This is a genomic window from Streptomyces sp. NPDC052040 (genome assembly GCF_044548405.1).
In the GTDB taxonomy this organism is placed as follows: domain Bacteria; phylum Actinomycetota; class Actinomycetes; order Streptomycetales; family Streptomycetaceae; genus Streptomyces.
In genome coordinates this window covers 446,707-463,488 of the sequence record NZ_JBIUBV010000002.1, presented here as the reverse complement: position 1 = coordinate 463,488, position 16,782 = coordinate 446,707, and the positions used below count along the sequence as shown (strand labels likewise).

Annotated in this window: 12 protein-coding genes; 5 read left to right on the top strand and 7 right to left on the bottom strand. The window is 72.5% G+C overall.

The features are described from left to right. Nucleotides 1-55 precede the first annotated feature (55 nt). Nucleotides 56-1,276 carry an ROK family protein gene (locus ACIHAA_RS08145; RefSeq protein WP_399814395.1) on the bottom strand — a complete coding sequence of 407 codons (1,221 nt, stop codon included), beginning with the start codon at nucleotides 1,274-1,276 and terminating at the stop codon, nucleotides 56-58. Between the two features lie 120 nt (nucleotides 1,277-1,396). On the opposite strand from ACIHAA_RS08145, the gene ACIHAA_RS08140 reads away from it, so the two are divergent. The 3 genes from ACIHAA_RS08140 to ACIHAA_RS08130 all read left to right on the top strand — a co-directional run bounded on the left by ACIHAA_RS08140 (nucleotide 1,397) and on the right by ACIHAA_RS08130 (nucleotide 7,277). Next, nucleotides 1,397-3,040 (top strand): MGH1-like glycoside hydrolase domain-containing protein, encoded by a 1,644-nt coding sequence (locus tag ACIHAA_RS08140; protein WP_399814393.1) that lies wholly within the window; start codon nucleotides 1,397-1,399, stop codon nucleotides 3,038-3,040. 24 nt (nucleotides 3,041-3,064) lie between these two features. Then, complete coding sequence (locus ACIHAA_RS08135; RefSeq protein ID WP_399814392.1) at nucleotides 3,065-5,002, top strand: glycogen debranching N-terminal domain-containing protein; 1,938 nt, start codon at nucleotides 3,065-3,067, stop codon at nucleotides 5,000-5,002. A gap of 205 nt (nucleotides 5,003-5,207) precedes the next feature. Then, nucleotides 5,208-7,277, top strand: a complete 2,070-nt coding sequence (locus tag ACIHAA_RS08130) for a sulfatase-like hydrolase/transferase (protein ID WP_399814391.1) — start codon at nucleotides 5,208-5,210, stop codon at nucleotides 7,275-7,277. 123 nt (nucleotides 7,278-7,400) lie between these two features. On the opposite strand, the gene dusB is transcribed toward ACIHAA_RS08130, so the two are convergent. Next, nucleotides 7,401-8,639 (bottom strand): tRNA dihydrouridine synthase DusB, encoded by a 1,239-nt coding sequence (gene dusB / locus ACIHAA_RS08125; RefSeq protein ID WP_399814390.1) that lies wholly within the window; start codon nucleotides 8,637-8,639, stop codon nucleotides 7,401-7,403. A 113-nt stretch (nucleotides 8,640-8,752) separates the two neighbouring features. Between dusB and ACIHAA_RS08120 the strand changes: the two genes are divergently transcribed. Continuing rightward, on the top strand, nucleotides 8,753-10,204 hold the full coding sequence (locus tag ACIHAA_RS08120; protein WP_399814388.1) for an MFS transporter: 1,452 nt from the start codon (nucleotides 8,753-8,755) through the stop codon (nucleotides 10,202-10,204). 59 nt (nucleotides 10,205-10,263) lie between these two features. Here the strand turns inward: ACIHAA_RS08120 and ACIHAA_RS08115 are convergent, their stop codons facing one another. After that, entirely contained in the window at nucleotides 10,264-11,208 is a 945-nt protein-coding gene (locus ACIHAA_RS08115; protein ID WP_399814386.1) for a helix-turn-helix domain-containing protein, read from the bottom strand. 101 nt (nucleotides 11,209-11,309) lie between these two features. Here ACIHAA_RS08115 and ACIHAA_RS08110 point away from each other — a divergent pair, with 101 nt between their 5' ends. Further along, complete coding sequence (locus ACIHAA_RS08110) at nucleotides 11,310-12,737, top strand: MFS transporter (protein ID WP_399814384.1); 1,428 nt, start codon at nucleotides 11,310-11,312, stop codon at nucleotides 12,735-12,737. Nucleotides 12,738-12,763: 26 nt separating this feature from the next. Here ACIHAA_RS08110 and ACIHAA_RS08105 read toward each other — a convergent pair whose 3' ends face one another. The 4 genes from ACIHAA_RS08105 to ACIHAA_RS08090 form a co-directional block, all read right to left on the bottom strand. Continuing rightward, nucleotides 12,764-13,339: a YdeI family protein gene (locus ACIHAA_RS08105; RefSeq protein ID WP_399814382.1), complete on the bottom strand. Its 576-nt coding sequence runs from the start codon at nucleotides 13,337-13,339 to the stop codon at nucleotides 12,764-12,766. Between the two features lie 117 nt (nucleotides 13,340-13,456). Beyond that, nucleotides 13,457-14,056: a TetR family transcriptional regulator gene (locus tag ACIHAA_RS08100; RefSeq protein WP_399814380.1), complete on the bottom strand. Its 600-nt coding sequence runs from the start codon at nucleotides 14,054-14,056 to the stop codon at nucleotides 13,457-13,459. A gap of 26 nt (nucleotides 14,057-14,082) precedes the next feature. After that, nucleotides 14,083-15,099 (bottom strand): aldo/keto reductase, encoded by a 1,017-nt coding sequence (locus tag ACIHAA_RS08095; protein ID WP_399814378.1) that lies wholly within the window; start codon nucleotides 15,097-15,099, stop codon nucleotides 14,083-14,085. Nucleotides 15,100-15,297: 198 nt separating this feature from the next. Beyond that, the gene (locus ACIHAA_RS08090) at nucleotides 15,298-16,680 is read right to left on the bottom strand and encodes a glycine--tRNA ligase (RefSeq protein ID WP_399814376.1); all 1,383 of its coding nucleotides are present in this window, start codon (nucleotides 16,678-16,680) and stop codon (nucleotides 15,298-15,300) included. Nucleotides 16,681-16,782: the final 102 nt, after the last annotated feature.

Sequence of the window (16,782 nt, the reverse complement as noted above, 5' to 3'; positions counted from 1 at the left end):
GACAGTCCGTTTTCACCAGGTAGAGGGGAGTACGGACGGTTTTGCCCGTCCGCCGTCACACCCCGAGCGCGAGCAGCCTCTCTTCCGCCCGTTCCGGGGCATAGAGGTGCTCGACGACCAGGGCACCGGCCCCGGCCAGCGCCGCCCGCTCCCCGAGCCGGGAGGCCACCACCTCCAGATGAGCGGTGGACCGCGGCAGCGCCCGCTGGTAGAGCAGCTCCCGCACCCCGGTCAGAAAGGGGGTTCCGGCCAGATCTCCGGCGATCATCAGCACTCCCGGGTTCAGCAGGGTCACCACCGTCGCCAGGACGTCCCCGACGCGCCGCCCGGCCTCCCGGGCGAGCGCCGCGGCCTCCGGATGCCCAGCGGCCAGCAGGTCCCGGACATCCGAACCGGAGGCCGCCGGCACCCCCGCCTGCGCGAGCCGCCGGGCGACCGCGCCGCCGCTCGCCACCGCGGCCAGACAGCCGGAGGATCCGCACCGGCAGGGCACGCCCGCCCCCTCCGGGACCCGGATATGGCCGATGTCCCCGGCGCCGCCGTCGACACCCCGGTAGATCCGGCCTTCGACCACCACGCCCGCGCCGATTCCGGTGGACACCTTCACCAGGACGAACGCCGAGCAGTCCGGGTGTCCGGCGCGCTGTTCGCCGTACGCCATCAGATTCGCGTCGTTGTCCACGAGCACCGGCACGCCCGCGGTGCCACCGGTGCGCTCGGCGACGGCCCGGCCGAGGCGGCCCCGTATGTCGTAGCCGTCCCAGCCGGGCATGATCGGCGGCTGCACCACCCGCCCGGTCTCGCTGTCCACGGGGCCGGGCACGGCGAGCCCGATCCCGCAGACCGCCTCCGCCGGGCGCCCCGTCCGCTCCAGCAACCGGCCGAACCAGCCGCCCAGTTCGCCCAGCACGGCGTCCGGCCCGTCCTCGACCGCCAGGGTCCCGGAGTGCTCGGCCAGAGTCTCCCCGGTCAGGGAGAGGACGGCCGCGCGGGCGTGCCGGGTGTCGAGGTCGGCGGCGAGCACCACGGCATGGGCGTCGTCGAACTCCAGCGTGATGGAAGGGCGGCCCCCCAGCGGGGAACCGACCGGCTCGCCCGCGCCCTCGCGCAGCCAGCCCGCCCGGAAGAGCCGGTCGAGCCGCTGGCCGACCGTGGCCCGGGACAGGCCCGTGGCCTGCTGAAGGGCTCCCCGGGTGGTGGCGCGGCCACTGCGCACCAGGGCCAGCAGCTCTCCCGCGCCCGTCCGTTGGCCCGGCCTTCCGGCCCTCCCGCTCATGCGCACCCCCTTGCGTTCACCAACACCGCATTACATAGTGAGTTTTGCGTGTTAAATAGACGTAACTCTACGGTAGCTGCCGCCGAACCTCCCGGCCGGACGTCTTTCGGGGAGACCTGAATGGACCGCACTGCCCCTCTTGCCGCCCGCCGCACGGAAGGCGCCGGTCCCGTCCGCACCCCCGGCACCCCGCCGACGCCCCCTGCGCGAGGGACGGACCGGGCGGGGGCCGTCGTATACGATCCGTCCCCGGCCCGGGAGTCGCTGCACGTCAGGGCCGCACAGGTGCTCGACGGAAACTGGACGGGCACCTCCACGGTGCCCTCGCGCGGGCTGTACCCCCACCAGTGGTCCTGGGACTCCGCGTTCATCGCGATCGGGCTGCGCCATCTGTCGGCGGCCAGGGCGCAGACGGAGCTGGAGACGCTGCTCGGCGCCCAGTGGGCGGACGGGCGTATTCCGCATATCGTCTTCAACCCCTCCGTGCCGCTCGACGCCTACTTCCCGAGCCCCGACTTCTGGCGCTCCGCCACCGCGGGGCGCGCGGCGGGCGCCCCGCGCACCGTACAGACCTCGGGCATCGTGCAGCCACCGGTCCACGCGCTGGCCGCCTGGCTGGTGCACCGGGCGGACCCGGCGCTGTCCCGGGCTCGCGGCTTCCTCCCCCGGGTCCATCCACGGCTCGCCGCCTGGCACCGCTATCTGCTGCACCGCCGGGACCTGGGCGGCGGCGGGCTGGTCTCGGTGGTGCACCCCTGGGAGCAGGGCATGGACAACAGCCCCGCCTGGGACGCTCCGCTGTCCCGGATCACCCCCGCCCCGGCCCGCTCCTTCCGCCGCGCCGACCTGGACCACGGCGCGTCCGAGGACCGTCCGACGGACCTGGACTACGGGCGCTATGTGCGGCTGGCGGCGGACTACCGGGACGGCGGATACGCCGACGGGGCGGGCGGGTTCGCGGTGGAGGACCCGGCGTTCAACGCGCTGCTGATCCTGTCGGAGCACGCACTGGCCCGCATGGCCAGGGAGTTGGGTGCGACGGGGACGGCCCGCCATGCCCGCGCCCAGCGGCTGACGACGGCCCTCGTCGAACGCCTCTGGGACCCCGCCGAGGGCATGTTCTTCTGCCGGGATCTGCGGGCGCCGGGGCGACGGGCGGGAGCCCGCATGCCCGGCGCCGATCCCCGCACCCCCGGCGCCGGTGCCACTGGTGCCGGTGCCCGCGCCCCCGGTGCCGGTGACGTCGTTCCCGGTGCCGGTGCCCGCGTCCCCGGTGCCGGTGCCCTCGTACCCGAGCGCGGGGTGTCCGGGCTGGTCCCGCTGCTGCTGCCCACGCTCCCCCACGAGATCGCCGCCGCGCTCGTACGCACCCTGCACGGCCCCCACTTCGGGCTCGGCGGCCCCGCCCGGCTGGTCCCGAGCTATGACCTGCTCGGCGAGGCGTTCGACCCGCACCGCTACTGGCGCGGTCCGGCCTGGTTCAACACCGGCTGGCTGCTGGAGCGCGGTCTGCGGACCCACGGGGAGGAGGAGGCGGCCGACGCGCTGCGCCGGGACCTGCTGGAGACGGCGGACGCCTCGGACTTCGCCGAGTACGTCGACCCGTACACCGGCGAGGGGTGCGGGGCCCGGGGCTTCGGCTGGACCGCCGCACTCGCCCTGGATCTGCTGCACCACCACCCACGTCCACGGGGGGCTGCGAACCGAGGGGACTCCTTTACCGGAAACGGCGTATCCCCGCAGGCCACCGGCACGTTCGAGTAGGAGTGACAAGGGAGAGGACCGGGGATGACGGACCGGAACCATCTGCTCGTGCACGGCGGCACGTTCGCCGCCGTGGGAGACGGCGGTGACATCAGCGGGGTGCGCGGCGGCACCTCCCCGACCGGGCTGTTCGTACAGGATGCACGGCATCTGAGCCGGTGGCAGCTCACCGTCGACGGAGCCGTCCCCGAGACCCTGGTGCCCGTCGCCGGGGGAGACACGGCCCGCTGCGTCCTGGTGCCGCGCGGCAGCCGCCAGGAGCCGCCCGCGCACACCCTCTTCCGCGAACAGGCCGTGCTGGAGGGCGCGTTCGTGGAGTCGCTGCGGGTCACCAGCAACCGCCCGGTGCCGACCACCGTACGGGTGGCGGTCACCGCGGACGCCGACTTCGCGGACCAGTTCGAGCTGCGCTCCGACCACCGCACCTACGCCAAGTCCGGTGCGGTGCGCTCCCGCCAGGTGCTCGACGAGGGAGTCGGGTTCGGCTACCGGCGGGGCGAGTGGCGCTCCCGTACCACCGTCACGGCCGAGCCCCCGCCGGAGGGCGTGGAGGAGACCGGCACCGGCGCCCGGCGTCTTGTCTGGACCCTGCACCTCGCACCGCACGGCTCCACGGAACTGCTGCTCCGGGTCGCCGCCCGGACGCACACGGCCGCACAGGACCCGGCGGTCCCAACCTCCCCCGCCGCCGCCCACGAGGAACTGCGCGCCCGGGAGGGCTCGTTCCTGGAGGGCGTGGCCTTCCCCACCGGCTGGCCCGAGCTGGCCACGGCATGTGTGCGAGGGCTCTCCGACCTGGCCTCGCTCCAGGTCCCGGCGACCGGGCCGGACGGCGAGGAGCTGCTCGTGCCCGCCGCGGGCGCCCCCTGGTTCCTCGCGCTCCTGGGCCGGGACGCGCTGCTGACCTCCCTCTTCGCGCTGCCCTACCGCCCCCGGCTGGCGGCGGCCACCCTGTCCGCGCTCGCCGCGGCCCAGGCGACCGAGGTCTGCACCCGCTCGGTGGCCCAGCCGGGGAAGATCGTGCACGAGCTGCGCCACGGGGAGCTGGCGCACTTCGGGCAGGTGCCCTACGGGCGGTACTACGGTTCGGTCGACGCGACACCCCTGTTCCTGGTGCTGCTGGGCGCCTACGTCGAGCAGACCGGCGACCGGGCACTGGCCCGCCGACTGGAGTCCCACGCCCGGGCGGCGGTCGGCTGGATGCTGGACCACGGCGGGCTCACCTCCCGCGGCTATCTGGTCTACCGCGCGGACCGGGGCGGCCTCGCCAACCAGAACTGGAAGGACTCCCCCGGCGCGATCTGCTGCGCCGACGGCAGCCGTCCGCAGGGCCCGGTGACGGCTTCGGGGGCGCAGGGATACGCCTACGACGCGCTGCGCCGCACCGCTCAACTGGCGCGCACGGTATGGGACGACGAGGTCTACGCGGCTCTGCTGGACCACACGGCCCGGGACCTGCGCGACCGCTTCCAGCGCGACTTCTGGATGGCGGAGCGTTCCTTCCCCGCGCTGGCGCTGGACGGCGAGGGCCGCCAGGTGGACGCGCTCGCCTCGGACGCGGGGCATCTGCTGTGGTCGGGCCTGCTGGACAAGGAGTACGGCGAACTGGTCGGCCGACGGCTGCTGGAGCCTGACTTCTTCTCCGGCTGGGGCGTGCGCACCCTGGCCGCGGGTCAGGCGGCGTACCACCCGCTGTCGTACCACCGCGGCTCGGTCTGGCCGCACGACAACGCCCTGATCACGCTGGGCCTGGCGCGCTACGGGCTGCACGACGAGGCCCGTACGGTGGCGCACGCGCTGGTGGAGGCGGGGACGGCGACGGGCCACCGGCTGCCCGAGGTGCTCGCCGGGTACGGCCGCGACACGCACCCGGAGCCGGTGCCGTACCCCCATGCCTGCGCCCGGGAGTCCCGTGCGGCGGCCGCCCCGCTCGCGCTGCTGACCGCGGTGGGGGGCGGGTAGCCGGGGCGTGCGGAGTGCGTCCGGCGGGGCGCCCGAGCATCCGTGCAGGGCCGGTTGACCTCGCATTTGCCGGGTGTTTGCCGGGCGCTGGGGCGACGGGGCTGAACGCGGACCCGCGGCCGCCCGTACGGGAGGGCGGCGGGTCGGCCTCCCCAGCGCGGCCCGCCGCTCCACACCACGGGCTTCGCACGGAAGGACCCTCGGGTTGCCTCTCAACACACGCCAACAACAGACGCCGGACAAGGCTGAGGCGGTCACCGACGGGGTCCAGCCGACGGAGGAGGAACGGCCGGACACGGAGGACGGCCCGACCACCCCGGCCGACGAAGTCCAGGAGGAGGGCACCCCTTCGGACGAGGGCACCCCTTCGGACGAGAGCGCCCCTTCGGACGAGAGCACCCCTTCGGACGAGGGCGCCACCGAGGCCGCGGCCGAGCGCGAAGGCATACCCGAGGCGGCGGCCGAGCGCGACGGCACAGCCGAGGCCGAGGCCACGGGCGCGACCGAAGCCGTAGCCCCACCCGTGGACGTAGCCGTAGACACGCCCGCGCCCGTTCCCGAAGCCGCATCCGGTGATGAAGGCACGCCGCCCGCCCGGCCGGGCTGGCGGGGGCGGCTGCGGGGCTGGCGGGAGGAGCATCCGGTGGCCGTGCGGGCCATCGGCGCCGGGGTGAGCGTGCTCGCCGGAGCCTTCGTCGTCGCCTCGCTCGTCCTGCCCAACCGGCCCGAGAACCTGCGGATCGCCGAGTTCGTCCGGATCCCGGTGGAGGCGCTCATCGGCGCCGTCGTACTGACCGCGCTGCCCCGGCGGCCCCGGCTGGTCGCGGCCTGGCTCTGCGGTGCCGTGCTCGGCGCGCTGACCGTGCTGAATCTGCTGGACATCGGCTTCTACCAGTACCTCGGCCGCGGCTTCAACGTCATCCTCGACTGGCCGCTGTTCACCGACGCCTACTCCTACCTTCAGGACACCCTGGGCGGCTCGGGAGCCCTGGGGACACTGCTCGCGGTGCTGGCCCTGGTCGTCGTGCTGCTCGGGGTCTCGGCGCTCGCCGTCGTCCGCCTCAGCAATCTGATGGCCCGTCACCGCTCCACCACCACCCGTGCCGTGCTCGTCCTGAGCATGGTGTGGATGAGCTGCCAGTCCCTGAGCCTCCAGTTCAGCGGGGTGCCGCTGGCGTCGGAACGCACGGTCACCATGGTCCAGTCCCGCACCGACGCCATCGGCCAGACGGTCCGCGACGAGCGGGAGTTCTCCAAGACCGCCAAGGTGGACGCCTACGGCAACACCCCGGGCTCCCAGCTCGTGCCCGATCTGCGCGGCAAGGACATGATCTTCACCTTCATCGAGAGCTACGGGCGCAGCGCCGTCGAGGACCCGATCGAGGCACCCGGTGTCGACAAGACCCTCGACACCAGCACCCAGGCCCTGGCGAAGGCCGGTTTCCACGCCAAGAGCGGCTGGCTGACCTCGGCGACCTACGGCGGCAGCAGCTGGCTCGGCCACTCCACCTTCATGTCGGGCCTGTGGGTCAACAACCAGAACCGCTATCGCACGGTCACCGCGAGCAACCACCTCACCCTGACCGACGCGTTCAAGAAGACCGGCGCCTGGGACACCGTCGGCGTCATGCCGGGCGTACAGAAGGGCTGGCCGGAGGCGAAGTGGTACGGCCTGGACAAGGTCTACAACGCCTTCCAACTGGGCTACAAGGGGCCGAAGTTCAGCTGGTCGACGATGCCGGACCAGTATGCGCTGGAGCAGTACCAGCAGCGGGTGCACAGCCAGAAGCACGACAAGCCGCTGATGTCGTTCCTCATCCTGACCTCCAGCCACCAGCCCTGGGCGCCCATCCCGAAGATGGTCGGCTGGGACCAGCTGGGCGACGGCTCGGTCTTCAACGCCATCGAGAAGGCGGGCAACAAGCCGGCGGACGTCATCGCCGACTCCACCCGCTCGAAGCAGGAGTACGGCAAGACCGTCCAGTACTCGGTGACCGCCCTGACCCAGTGGCTCGAGCGCTACGGCAACAAGAACACGGTCCTGGTCTTCCTCGGCGACCACCAGCCGATCTCGCGGGTCAGCGGGAACCACGCGAGCCGTGATGTGCCGTGCGCGATCGTCGCCAAGGACCCGAAGGTGTTCGACAAGATCGCCAACTGGGGCTGGTCGGACGGTCTGCGGCCCGCGCACAACGCGCCGGTGTGGAAGATGAGCGCCTTCCGCGACCGCTTCCTGTCGGCGTACGGCTCGACCCCGCACCCGTCGAAGGGCTAGGGCCTCTCGTTTCGATCACGCCGGGCTCGCGGGCCGGGCCGGAGACCGCACGGGCCCGGGGCCCGCCACCCTACGGGGGGGTGGCGGACCCCGGGCCCGTGCTCTGCCAGCCTCCGTGCTCTGTCAGCCTCCGGAGGTGTCCAGCTCCGCGTCCTCGCCGATGCCCGCGCAGTCGTAGGGGTCCCTCAGCCAGCCGTCGGGGAGCACCACCCGGTTGTTGCCGGACGTCCGGCCGCGCGGCCCGTCGGCGCCGGACGGCCAGGGCTGGTCGAGGTCCAGCTCGTCGAGTCCGGCCCGCAGCTCCTCGAGCGAGGAGGTGACGGCGAGCCGCTTGCGCATCTCGGAGCCGACCGAGAAGCCCTTGAGATACCAGGCCACATGCTTGCGGAAGTCGATGACACCGCGTGCCTCGTCGCCGAGCCACTCGCCGAGCAGGGTGGCGTGCCGGACCATGACGTCCGCCACCTCCCGCAGGGCGGGGCGGGCCAGCTCGTCCGTGCGTCCCTCGAAGGCCGCCACCAGGTCGGCGAACAGCCAGGGCCGCCCCAGGCAGCCCCGGCCGACCACCACCCCGTCGCAGCCCGTCTCGCGCACCATGCGCAGCGCGTCCTGGGCCGACCAGATGTCGCCGTTGCCGAGGACCGGGATCTCCGGCACATGCTCCTTCAGCCGGGCGATCGCGTCCCAGTCCGCCGTGCCGCCGTAGTGCTGCGCGGTGGTGCGGCCGTGCAGGGCGATGGCCGTCACACCCTCCTCGACGGCGATCCGGCCCGCGTCGAGGGCGGTGAGGTGGTCGTCGTCGATGCCCTTGCGCATCTTCATCGTGACCGGGAGGTCGCCCGCCCCGCTCACGGCCTCGCGCAGGATCGCCCGCAGCAGGTTCCGCTTGTAGGGCAGCGCGGACCCGCCGCCCTTGCGGGTCACCTTGGGCACCGGACAGCCGAAGTTCAGGTCGATGTGGTCGGCCAGGCCCTCTTCCGCGATCATGCGGACGGCCTTGCCGACGGTCGCCGGGTCGACGCCGTACAGCTGGATCGAACGCGGCTGCTCGCTGGCGTCGAACCGGATCAGCTGCATGGTCTTCTCATTGCGCTCGACCAGCGCCCGGGTCGTGATCATCTCGCTCACGAACAGGCCCTTGCCGCCGCTGAACTCCCGGCACAGCGTGCGGAACGGCGCGTTGGTGATGCCCGCCATGGGGGCGAGCACGACGGGCGGCGTGACGGCGTGCGGGCCGACCTTCAGCACCGAGTCCGGCCGCGCCGCCGGGTCCGCGGGGCCGCCGGGGGCCGCCTGGTTCGCCGGGGGCACCTGTTTCGTCGGGGTCATCGTGGGCGTGGGCATTTCCCCATTGTCACGCACCCGGGTGGGTACTCGGCACAGGATCCGGCGGCCGGGGTTCCGGGAGCCGGTGACCAAGTATCGGTATCGGTCATTAGTTAACCGCACTATTGAAATCGTCTACGATGGGTGCCATGCCCGAGCTGAGCCACCGCCGGCGTCTGCTGGTGCTCGCGATCTGCTGCATGAGCCTGCTGATCGTGAGCCTCGACAACACCGTCCTCAACGTCGCCCTGCCGTCGATGCAGCACGAACTGCACGCGACCACCTCGGGGCTCCAGTGGACCATCGACGCCTACACTCTGGTCCTGGCCTCGCTGCTGATGCTCGCCGGGTCCACGGCCGACCGGATCGGCCGCAAACGCGTCTTCATGGCCGGTCTGGTCGTCTTCGGCGTCGGCTCGCTGCTGTGCTCCCTCGCGCCCAACCTGGAACTGCTGGTCGTGTTCCGGATGGTGCAGGCGGTCGGCGGTTCGATGCTCAACCCGGTCGCCATGTCGATCATCACCAACACCTTCACCGACCCCCGTGAGCGGGCCCGCGCGATCGGCGTGTGGGGTGCCGTGGTCGGCATATCGATGGCCGCGGGCCCGCTGGTCGGCGGGCTGCTGGTGGAGTCGGTCGGCTGGCGCTCGATCTTCTGGGTCAACCTGCCGGTGGCCCTCGCCGCGCTGCTGCTCACCCTGCGCTTCGTCCCGGAGTCCCGGGCGCCCCGGGCCCGGCGCCCCGACCCGGTCGGCCAGGTGCTGGTCATCGCCCTGTTCGGCGCCCTGACGTACGCGATCATCGAGGCCCCGGACGCCGGTGCCGCCCGGGTCGTGCCCTTCGCGGCAGTCGCGCTCGCGGCCCTGGGCGCGCTGCTGTGGTACGAGCCGCGCCGCACCGAACCCCTGATCGACCTGCGCTTCTTCCGCTCGGCTCCGTTCAGCGGCGCCACCGTGATCGCGATCAGCGCCTTCGCGGCCCTGGGCGGCTTCCTCTTCCTGTCCACCCTGTACCTCCAGAACGTCCGCGGTCTGGACGCCCTGCACGCCGGGCTGTGGATGCTGCCGATGGCGGCCCCGACCTTCCTGTGCGCGCCGCTGTCCGGCCGCCTGGTCGGCAGCCGCGGGCCGCGGCTGCCGCTGCTGATCGCGGGCTGCGCGATGACCGCGAGCGCCGTGCTGTTCGCGGGGTTCGAGGCGGAGACCTCGGACGTCACGCGGTTCATCGGCTATGTGCTGTTCGGCATCGGCTTCGGCTTTGTGAACGCCCCCATCACCAACACCGCCGTCTCCGGCATGCCGCGCGCCCAGGCCGGTGTCGCCGCCGCGGTCGCCTCCACCAGCCGCCAGCTCGGCCAGACCCTGGGCGTCGCGGTGGTCGGCGCGCTGCTGGCCGCGGGCGTGGGCTCCGGGACGTACCGGGACACCTTTGTCTCCGCCGCCCGTCCCGGCTGGTGGGTCCTCACGGTGTGCGGTGCCGCGGTGCTGTCCCTGGGCGCCCTCACCACGGGCCGCTGGGGCAGGGGAACCGCGGAACGCACCGCGGAACGCCTCCAGGAGGCCGAGATCCGCGAGGCGGCCGGGGTGGGCGCGGGACACTGAGCCGGGCAGCGGCGGCCGGGGGCCCGGGACCAGGGCCAGGGGCCCGGCGGGCGGGGGCTCTAGGCCGCGCCCCGCTCCCGTCCGTGCTCCCGCTCCGCGCCCCGCTCCCGCTCGCGGGCCACCGCTAGCAGTCGGTCCAGGCCCGCGCGGGAGCTTTCGTCGGCCGGTGCGTAGGTCACCATCCGCGGTCCGTCGTGCGGGCCCAGCCACAGGTCCGTGTGGTCCAGCGACAGCAGGCCCACGTGGGCGTTGCGGAACTGCTTGCGCTTGCTGCGGGCGCTCACCACCTCGTGCCGCTCCCATGCCTCGCGGAACGCGGCGGACTCCGCCGTCAGCCGCTTGAGCAGCATCTTCCACGCGGGCTCGCCGAGATGACCGGCCATCGAGGCGCGGAACTTGGCGGCCATCAGCCGCATGGTCTCCTCCGGCCGGACGAGCGAGGCCTGCCAGTCGGGGTGGGTGTAGCAGAGCACCATGCAGTTGCGGTCGGCGGGCGGCACGGCGTCGAGGTCGCACAGCAGCAGCCCGTAGGTGCGGTTGAAGGCGAGAATGTCGTAGCGGCTGTTCTGGATGCAGGCCGGTATCGGCTCCAGCTGCTCGAGGAGGGCCCGCTGCGCCTCGGTGACGGACGGGCAGTGCGCCCCGGGCGCCGGGTCCACGGCTCCGGCCAGGTTGAACAGATGCGCCCGCTCGCTGGCGTCCAGCAGCAGGGCGCGGGCGAGGGCGTCGAGGACCTGGACGGAGACCTGGATGTCCCGGGCCTGCTCCAGCCACGTGTACCAGGTGACACCGACCGCCGAGAGATGGGCGACCTCCTCGCGGCGCAGCCCCGGTGTGCGGCGGCGTCGGCCGCGGACCAGACCCACCTGCTCGGGGGTGATGTGCTCGCGGCGGTGGCGCAGGAACGCGGCCAGCTCGTACCGCCGGATCTCGGAGGCGGGCGCCGCCAGCGCCGTCCGGCCGGTCTCCGCAACCGCCGCGGTCTCCTGCACCATGGTCGTCATGCCTCCAGACTGCCGTCCGCCGGACCCTGTTGCCAGGTAGTGGCTGTACCAGGATAAGGACACTCTGGTACCACGCTGGGAGTCGGTCCAGGCTCGGTGGTGTGACCGAGACTCTCACTTCCCGTACCGTCCGCTCCCCGGTGGAGACACCGCGGCTGGGCGGGCTCGGACTGTTCACGGTGCTGCTGGGTGCGGCACTTCCCCTGATCGACTTCTTCATCGTCAATGTGGCCCTGCCGACGATCGGCGCGGACCTGCACGCGAGCGAGCCCGTCCTCGAACTCGTCGTGTCCGGGTACGGACTGGCCTACGCCGTCCTGCTCGTCCTCGGCGGGCGACTGGGCGACCTCTTCGGACGCCGCGAGTTCTTCCTCGCCGGGATGGCGGCCTTCGGCGTCACCTCGCTGGCGTGCGGGCTCGCCCCGAACGCCTGGACGCTGGTCGCGGCGCGGGCCGCCCAGGGCGCGGCGGCCGCGGCAATGCTCCCCCAGGTGCTCGCCACCATCCAGGCCGCGACCAGCGGACAGCGGCGCGCCCGGGCGATGAGCCTGTACGGCGCGACCGCCGGACTCTCCATGGTCGCCGGGCAGATCCTCGGCGGTGTGCTGGTGGCCGCGGACATCGCGGGCACCGGCTGGCGCTCGGTGTTCCTCGTCAATGTCCCGGCCGTGATCCTCGGCCTGGTCCTGGCCGTGCGGGCGGTCCCCGAGACCCGCTCGCACCACCCCGAGCCGGTGGACGGCCCCGGCACGGTCCTGCTCGCCGTGTCGCTGGTGACGCTGCTCGCCCCGCTGACCGAGGGCCGGGCGACGGGCTGGCCGCTGTGGACCTGGCTCTCGCTGGCCGCCTTCCCCTTCGCCGCCTGGGCGTTCTACGCGGTGGAGCGCCGGGCGGACCGCCTGGGCCGTACGCCGCTGGTGCCGCCGAGCCTGCTCGCGCTCACCTCGCTGCGGCGCGGTCTGATCATGCTGGTGCCGTTCTCGATCGGCTTCAGCGGTTTCATGTTCGTGATCGCGGTGGCCTTGCAGCAGGGTGCCGGGCTGAGCCCGGTCTCCGCGGGGCTCGCGCTCACGCCGATGGCGGTGGCGTTCTTCGCGGTCTCGCTGTGCGGGCCGCGGCTGGTGGCCCGCTTCGGCACCCGGGTGGTGACGGCGGGCGGCCTGGTGCAGGCGGTCGGTGTGGCCCTGATGGCGCTCGCCGCCTGGCGTACCTGGCCCCATCTGGGCGTCGTGGAGCTGCTGCCGGGTGCGGCGGTGGCCGGTGCGGGGCAGTCGCTCCAGCTCCCGATCCTGCTGCGGATCATCCTCTCCGAGGTGCCGCCCGCCCGGGCGGGCGTCGGCGGGGGCGTCATGATCACCACCCAGCAGTCGGCCCTGGCCCTGGGCGTGGCGACGCTCGGCTCCCTCTTCCTCTCCCTGATCCCCGGCTCGGGCATGCGGGACGCCCTGGTGACCACACTCCTGGTCCAACTGGCCGGAATAGCCCTGACCGTGGCGCTGAGCCTGCGACTGCCCCGCACGATCAGCTGACCGGGGCCGACGCCTCAGGGAGGGACTCAGGGGTGGATCTTCCGGCCCTCCGCCAGCATCGCCACATAGGTCTCGATGCGGCGGGCCCTGGTCTCCGGCTTCTTGGCCTCCTGGACGCGGTAGAGGATCGCATAGCGGTTGCCGCTGTCCAGGGTGGCGAAGAACTGCTCCGCGGCCGGGCGGGCCGCCAGGGCCCGGGCCAGGTCGTCCGGTACCGAGGCCGTCCTCGCGCCGTCGTAGGTGGCGTCCCAGCGGCCGTCGGCCTTGGCGCGTTCCACCTCGGCCAGGCCCGCGGGACGCATCCGCCCCTGGGCGATCAGGGCCTCGGCCTTCTCCCGGTTGACCTTGGACCATCTGCTCCGGGACGTCCGGGGGGTGAAGCGCTGGAGCCAGTGCCGGTCGTCGTACGACCGCTTCTGGCCGTCGATCCAGCCGTGGCACAGCGCCACGTCGAGCGCGCGGGGGTAGTCGAGGGCGGCCACCCCCGGCGTCTTCTTCCGGAGGCGCAGCCAGATGCCGGGCGTGGACGCGTGGTGGGCGCCGAGCCACTCCTCGAAGTCCTCGGCGGATGCGAAGGCGACGATCTCCAGGTCTTCAGCCACCCCCACAGCCAATCATGGGACGGGGGCGGCCGGTCGTGTTCCGGGGAACGTTCCCGGAACGGGACACACCTCGGCGGGGCCCACCGAGCACCGGTGGACCCCGCCAGGGACCAGAAGCTAGCCCGCGTCCCCCCGCAGCCCCCGCAGCAGGAGGCCCACCACCGCGTCGAACTCCTGCTCGATGCCGGGCCGGGCCCACTCCCCCGCGTAGGCCGGATCGTGGAAGCGGCCGGTGGCGTGGAAGACCGCGCGGGCCGTGACCGCCGGGTCGGGGCCGGTCGTGAAGGCGCCGGTGGCGGCGCCGTCCCGGAGGATCCGGGTGAGCTGGGCGGTGAGGTCGTCGATGTGCTGGTCGACCACCCGGCTGTTCTCGTCGGTCAGCACGGTGAAGGTGGCGAACAGCTCCGGGTCGTCGCCCGCCTTGTGCCGCTTGGCCTCGAACAGGGCCGACAGCCAGGCCCGCAGCCGCTCCTCCGGCGCACCCTCCTGCTCCACGATCCCGGAGAGCCTGCCCGAGGTGCGGTCCAGCCACCGCTGGGTGACCGCCTCGCGCAGTGCCGCCTTGGTGCGGAAGTGGCGGTACACACTGCCATGGCTGACGCCGAGCGCGCGGGCCACGTCCACCACGGTGGCCTTGGCCGGGCCGTGGCGGCGCAGCACCTCCTCGGTCGCTTCGAGGATGCGCTCGGCGGTCAGGGTCTCGGTGGTCGGTGACATGACTCAGACCGTACCCGGCGGCCCGGTCAGTGCTCGCTGTCGAGGTGGTTCATCTGCGCCTCGGGGTAGCGGGCACCGGCCGCCGCGTCAGCCGGCACGGCCGCCTCGATGGTCGCGAGGTCCGTCTCGTCCAGGGTGACGTCGAGGGCGCCGAGCGCCTCGGACAGCCGCTCCCGGGTACGGGCGCCGACCAGCGGCACGATGTCCGCGCGGAACTTCGGGCCCCGGGAGAGCACCCAGGCGATGGCGAGCTGTGCGACGCTCACGCCCTTCTGCTCGGCGATCTTGCGCAGCGCCTCGACCAGAGTGAGGTTGTGGTCCAGGTTCGCGCCCTGGAAGCGCGGCGAGAAGGCGCGGAAGTCCTGGGCGCCGAGCTGCCGTTCGCGGGTGAAGTGGCCGGAGATCAGGCCGCGGGAGAGCACCCCGTAGGCGGTGACGCCGATGCCCAGCTCGCTCACGGTGGGCAGGATGCGGTCCTCGATGCCGCGCGAGATCAGGGAGTACTCGATCTGGAGGTCCGAGATCGGGGCGGTGGCGGCGGCCCGGCGAATGGTGTCGGCGCCGACCTCGCTGAGGCCGATGTGGCGGACGTACCCCTTCTCGACCAGTTCGGCGATGGCGCCGACCGTCTCCTCGATGGGGACGTCGGGGTCTAGCCGGGCGATGCGGTAGACGTCGATGTGGTCGACGCCGAGCCGCTGGAGCGAGTACGCGGCGAAGTTCCTGACGGCGGCGGGACGGCCGTCGTAGCCGGTCCAGCCTCCGTCGGGGTCGCGGAGGGCACCGAACTTCACGCTGATGAGCGCCTGTTCGCGGCGGGCGGCGGGCGCGGTGCGCAGGGCCTCGCCGATCAGCATCTCGTTGTGGCCCATGGCGTAGAAGTCGCCGGTGTCCAGGAGGGTGACGCCCGCTTCCAGGGCGGCGTGGACGGTGGCGATGGACTCGGCCCGGTCGGCCTCGCCGTAGAGAGCGGACATGCCCATGCAGCCGAGGCCGAGGGCGGAGACCTGGGGGCCGGTGGCCCCGAGCTGGTGGGTGCGCATGAGAAGGCTCCTTCGTGGTTCTCGTCGAGCGTGACTCCAGCATGACATGACAGCTGACAGATTTCAATATCTGTCAGCTGTCATCTGTCAGTCGTCTCGCCCGGCGGGCCTCCAGCACCCCCGGACACGGCGAAGCCCCCGGTTCCCGCAGGGGGGAGCCGGGGGCTTCGATCCCGTGACGACCGTCGGGTGCCGCGGTCAGCAGCCGAGCAGGCGGCTCGCGAGGTAGCCCTCGATCTGGTCCAGCGAGACGCGCTCCTGCTTCATCGAGTCGCGCTCGCGCACCGTCACCGCGTTGTCCTCGAGGGTGTCGAAGTCGACCGTGACGCAGTACGGCGTGCCGATCTCGTCCTGGCGGCGGTAGCGGCGGCCGATGGCGCCCGCGTCGTCGAACTCGATGTTCCAGTGCGCGCGCAGCGCCTGGGCCAGCCCCTTGGCCTTGGGGGACAGCTCCGGGTTGCGGGACAGCGGCAGCACGGCGACCTTCACCGGCGCGAGGCGCGGGTCCAGGCGCAGCACGGTGCGCTTCTCCATCTTGCCCTTGGCGTTCGGGGCCTCGTCCTCGACGTAGGCGTCCAGCAGGAACGCCAGCATCGTGCGGCCGACGCCCGCCGCGGGCTCGATGACGTAGGGGGTCCAGCGCTCACCGGCCTCCTGGTCGAAGTAGGACAGGTCCTGGCCGGAGGCCTTGGCGTGGGCGCCCAGGTCGTAGTCGGTGCGGTTGGCGACACCCTCCAGCTCGCCCCACTCGTTGCCGCCGAACTGGAAGCGGTACTCGATGTCGGCGGTGCGCTTGGAGTAGTGGGAGAGCTTCTCCTTCGGGTGCTCGAACCAGCGCATGTTCTCCTCGCGCAGACCGAGGCCCGTGTACCAGTTCCAGCGCTCCTGCATCCAGTACTCCTGCCACTTCTCGTCCTCGCCCGGCTTGACGAAGAACTCCATCTCCATCTGCTCGAACTCGCGGGTGCGGAAGATGAAGTTGCCGGGCGTGATCTCGTTGCGGAAGGACTTGCCCATCTGCGCGATGCCGAACGGCGGCTTGCGGCGCGAGGTCTGCTGGACCTGGGCGAAGTTGGTGAAGATGCCCTGCGCGGTCTCCGGGCGCAGATAGGCGATCGAGCCGCTGTCCTGCGTCGGGCCGAGGTGGGTGGAGAGCAGACCCGAGAACTGCTTGGGCTCGGTGAACATGCCCTTGTTGCCGCAGTTGGGGCAGTTGATGTCCGCGAGACCGTTCTCCGGCTGGCGGCCGTGCTTCGCCTCGTAGGCCTCTTCGAGGTGGTCGGCGCGGAAGCGCTTGTGGCAGGAGGTGCACTCGGTGAGCGGGTCGGTGAAGGTGGCGACGTGGCCGGAGGCCGTCCAGACCTCGGTCGCCAGGATCACGGACGAGTCGATACCGACGACGTCCTCGCGGGACGTGACCATGTAGCGCCACCACTGGCGCTTGATGTTCTCCTTGAGCTCGACACCCAGCGGTCCGTAGTCCCAGGCGGCGCGCTGGCCGCCGTAGATCTCGCTGCACGGGAATACGAAGCCACGGCGCTTGCTCAGGCTGACGATGGTGTCGATCTTGTCGGCGGCCACGGTGCTCTCTTCATTACGACGACGGGCGACGAAGCGACTGCTTCAGAGCATTGCTTCAGAGCGAATGCTTCAGGTTACCGGCGGGGGCTCCCCTCCAATCAA

Excerpts from the sequence above, each read along its gene's own strand:
- ACIHAA_RS08140 (WP_399814393.1), top strand. The coding sequence starts at position 1,397 with ATGGACCGCACTGCCCCTCTTGCCGCCCGCCGCACGGAAGGCGCCGGT.
- ACIHAA_RS08100 (WP_399814380.1), bottom strand. The coding sequence starts at position 14,056 with ATGTCACCGACCACCGAGACCCTGACCGCCGAGCGCATCCTCGAAGCG.
- ACIHAA_RS08115 (WP_399814386.1), bottom strand. The coding sequence starts at position 11,208 with ATGACGACCATGGTGCAGGAGACCGCGGCGGTTGCGGAGACCGGCCGG.
- ACIHAA_RS08145 (WP_399814395.1), bottom strand. The coding sequence starts at position 1,276 with ATGAGCGGGAGGGCCGGAAGGCCGGGCCAACGGACGGGCGCGGGAGAG.
- ACIHAA_RS08120 (WP_399814388.1), top strand. The coding sequence starts at position 8,753 with ATGCCCGAGCTGAGCCACCGCCGGCGTCTGCTGGTGCTCGCGATCTGC.
- ACIHAA_RS08135 (WP_399814392.1), top strand. The coding sequence starts at position 3,065 with ATGACGGACCGGAACCATCTGCTCGTGCACGGCGGCACGTTCGCCGCC.
- ACIHAA_RS08095 (WP_399814378.1), bottom strand. The coding sequence starts at position 15,099 with ATGCGCACCCACCAGCTCGGGGCCACCGGCCCCCAGGTCTCCGCCCTC.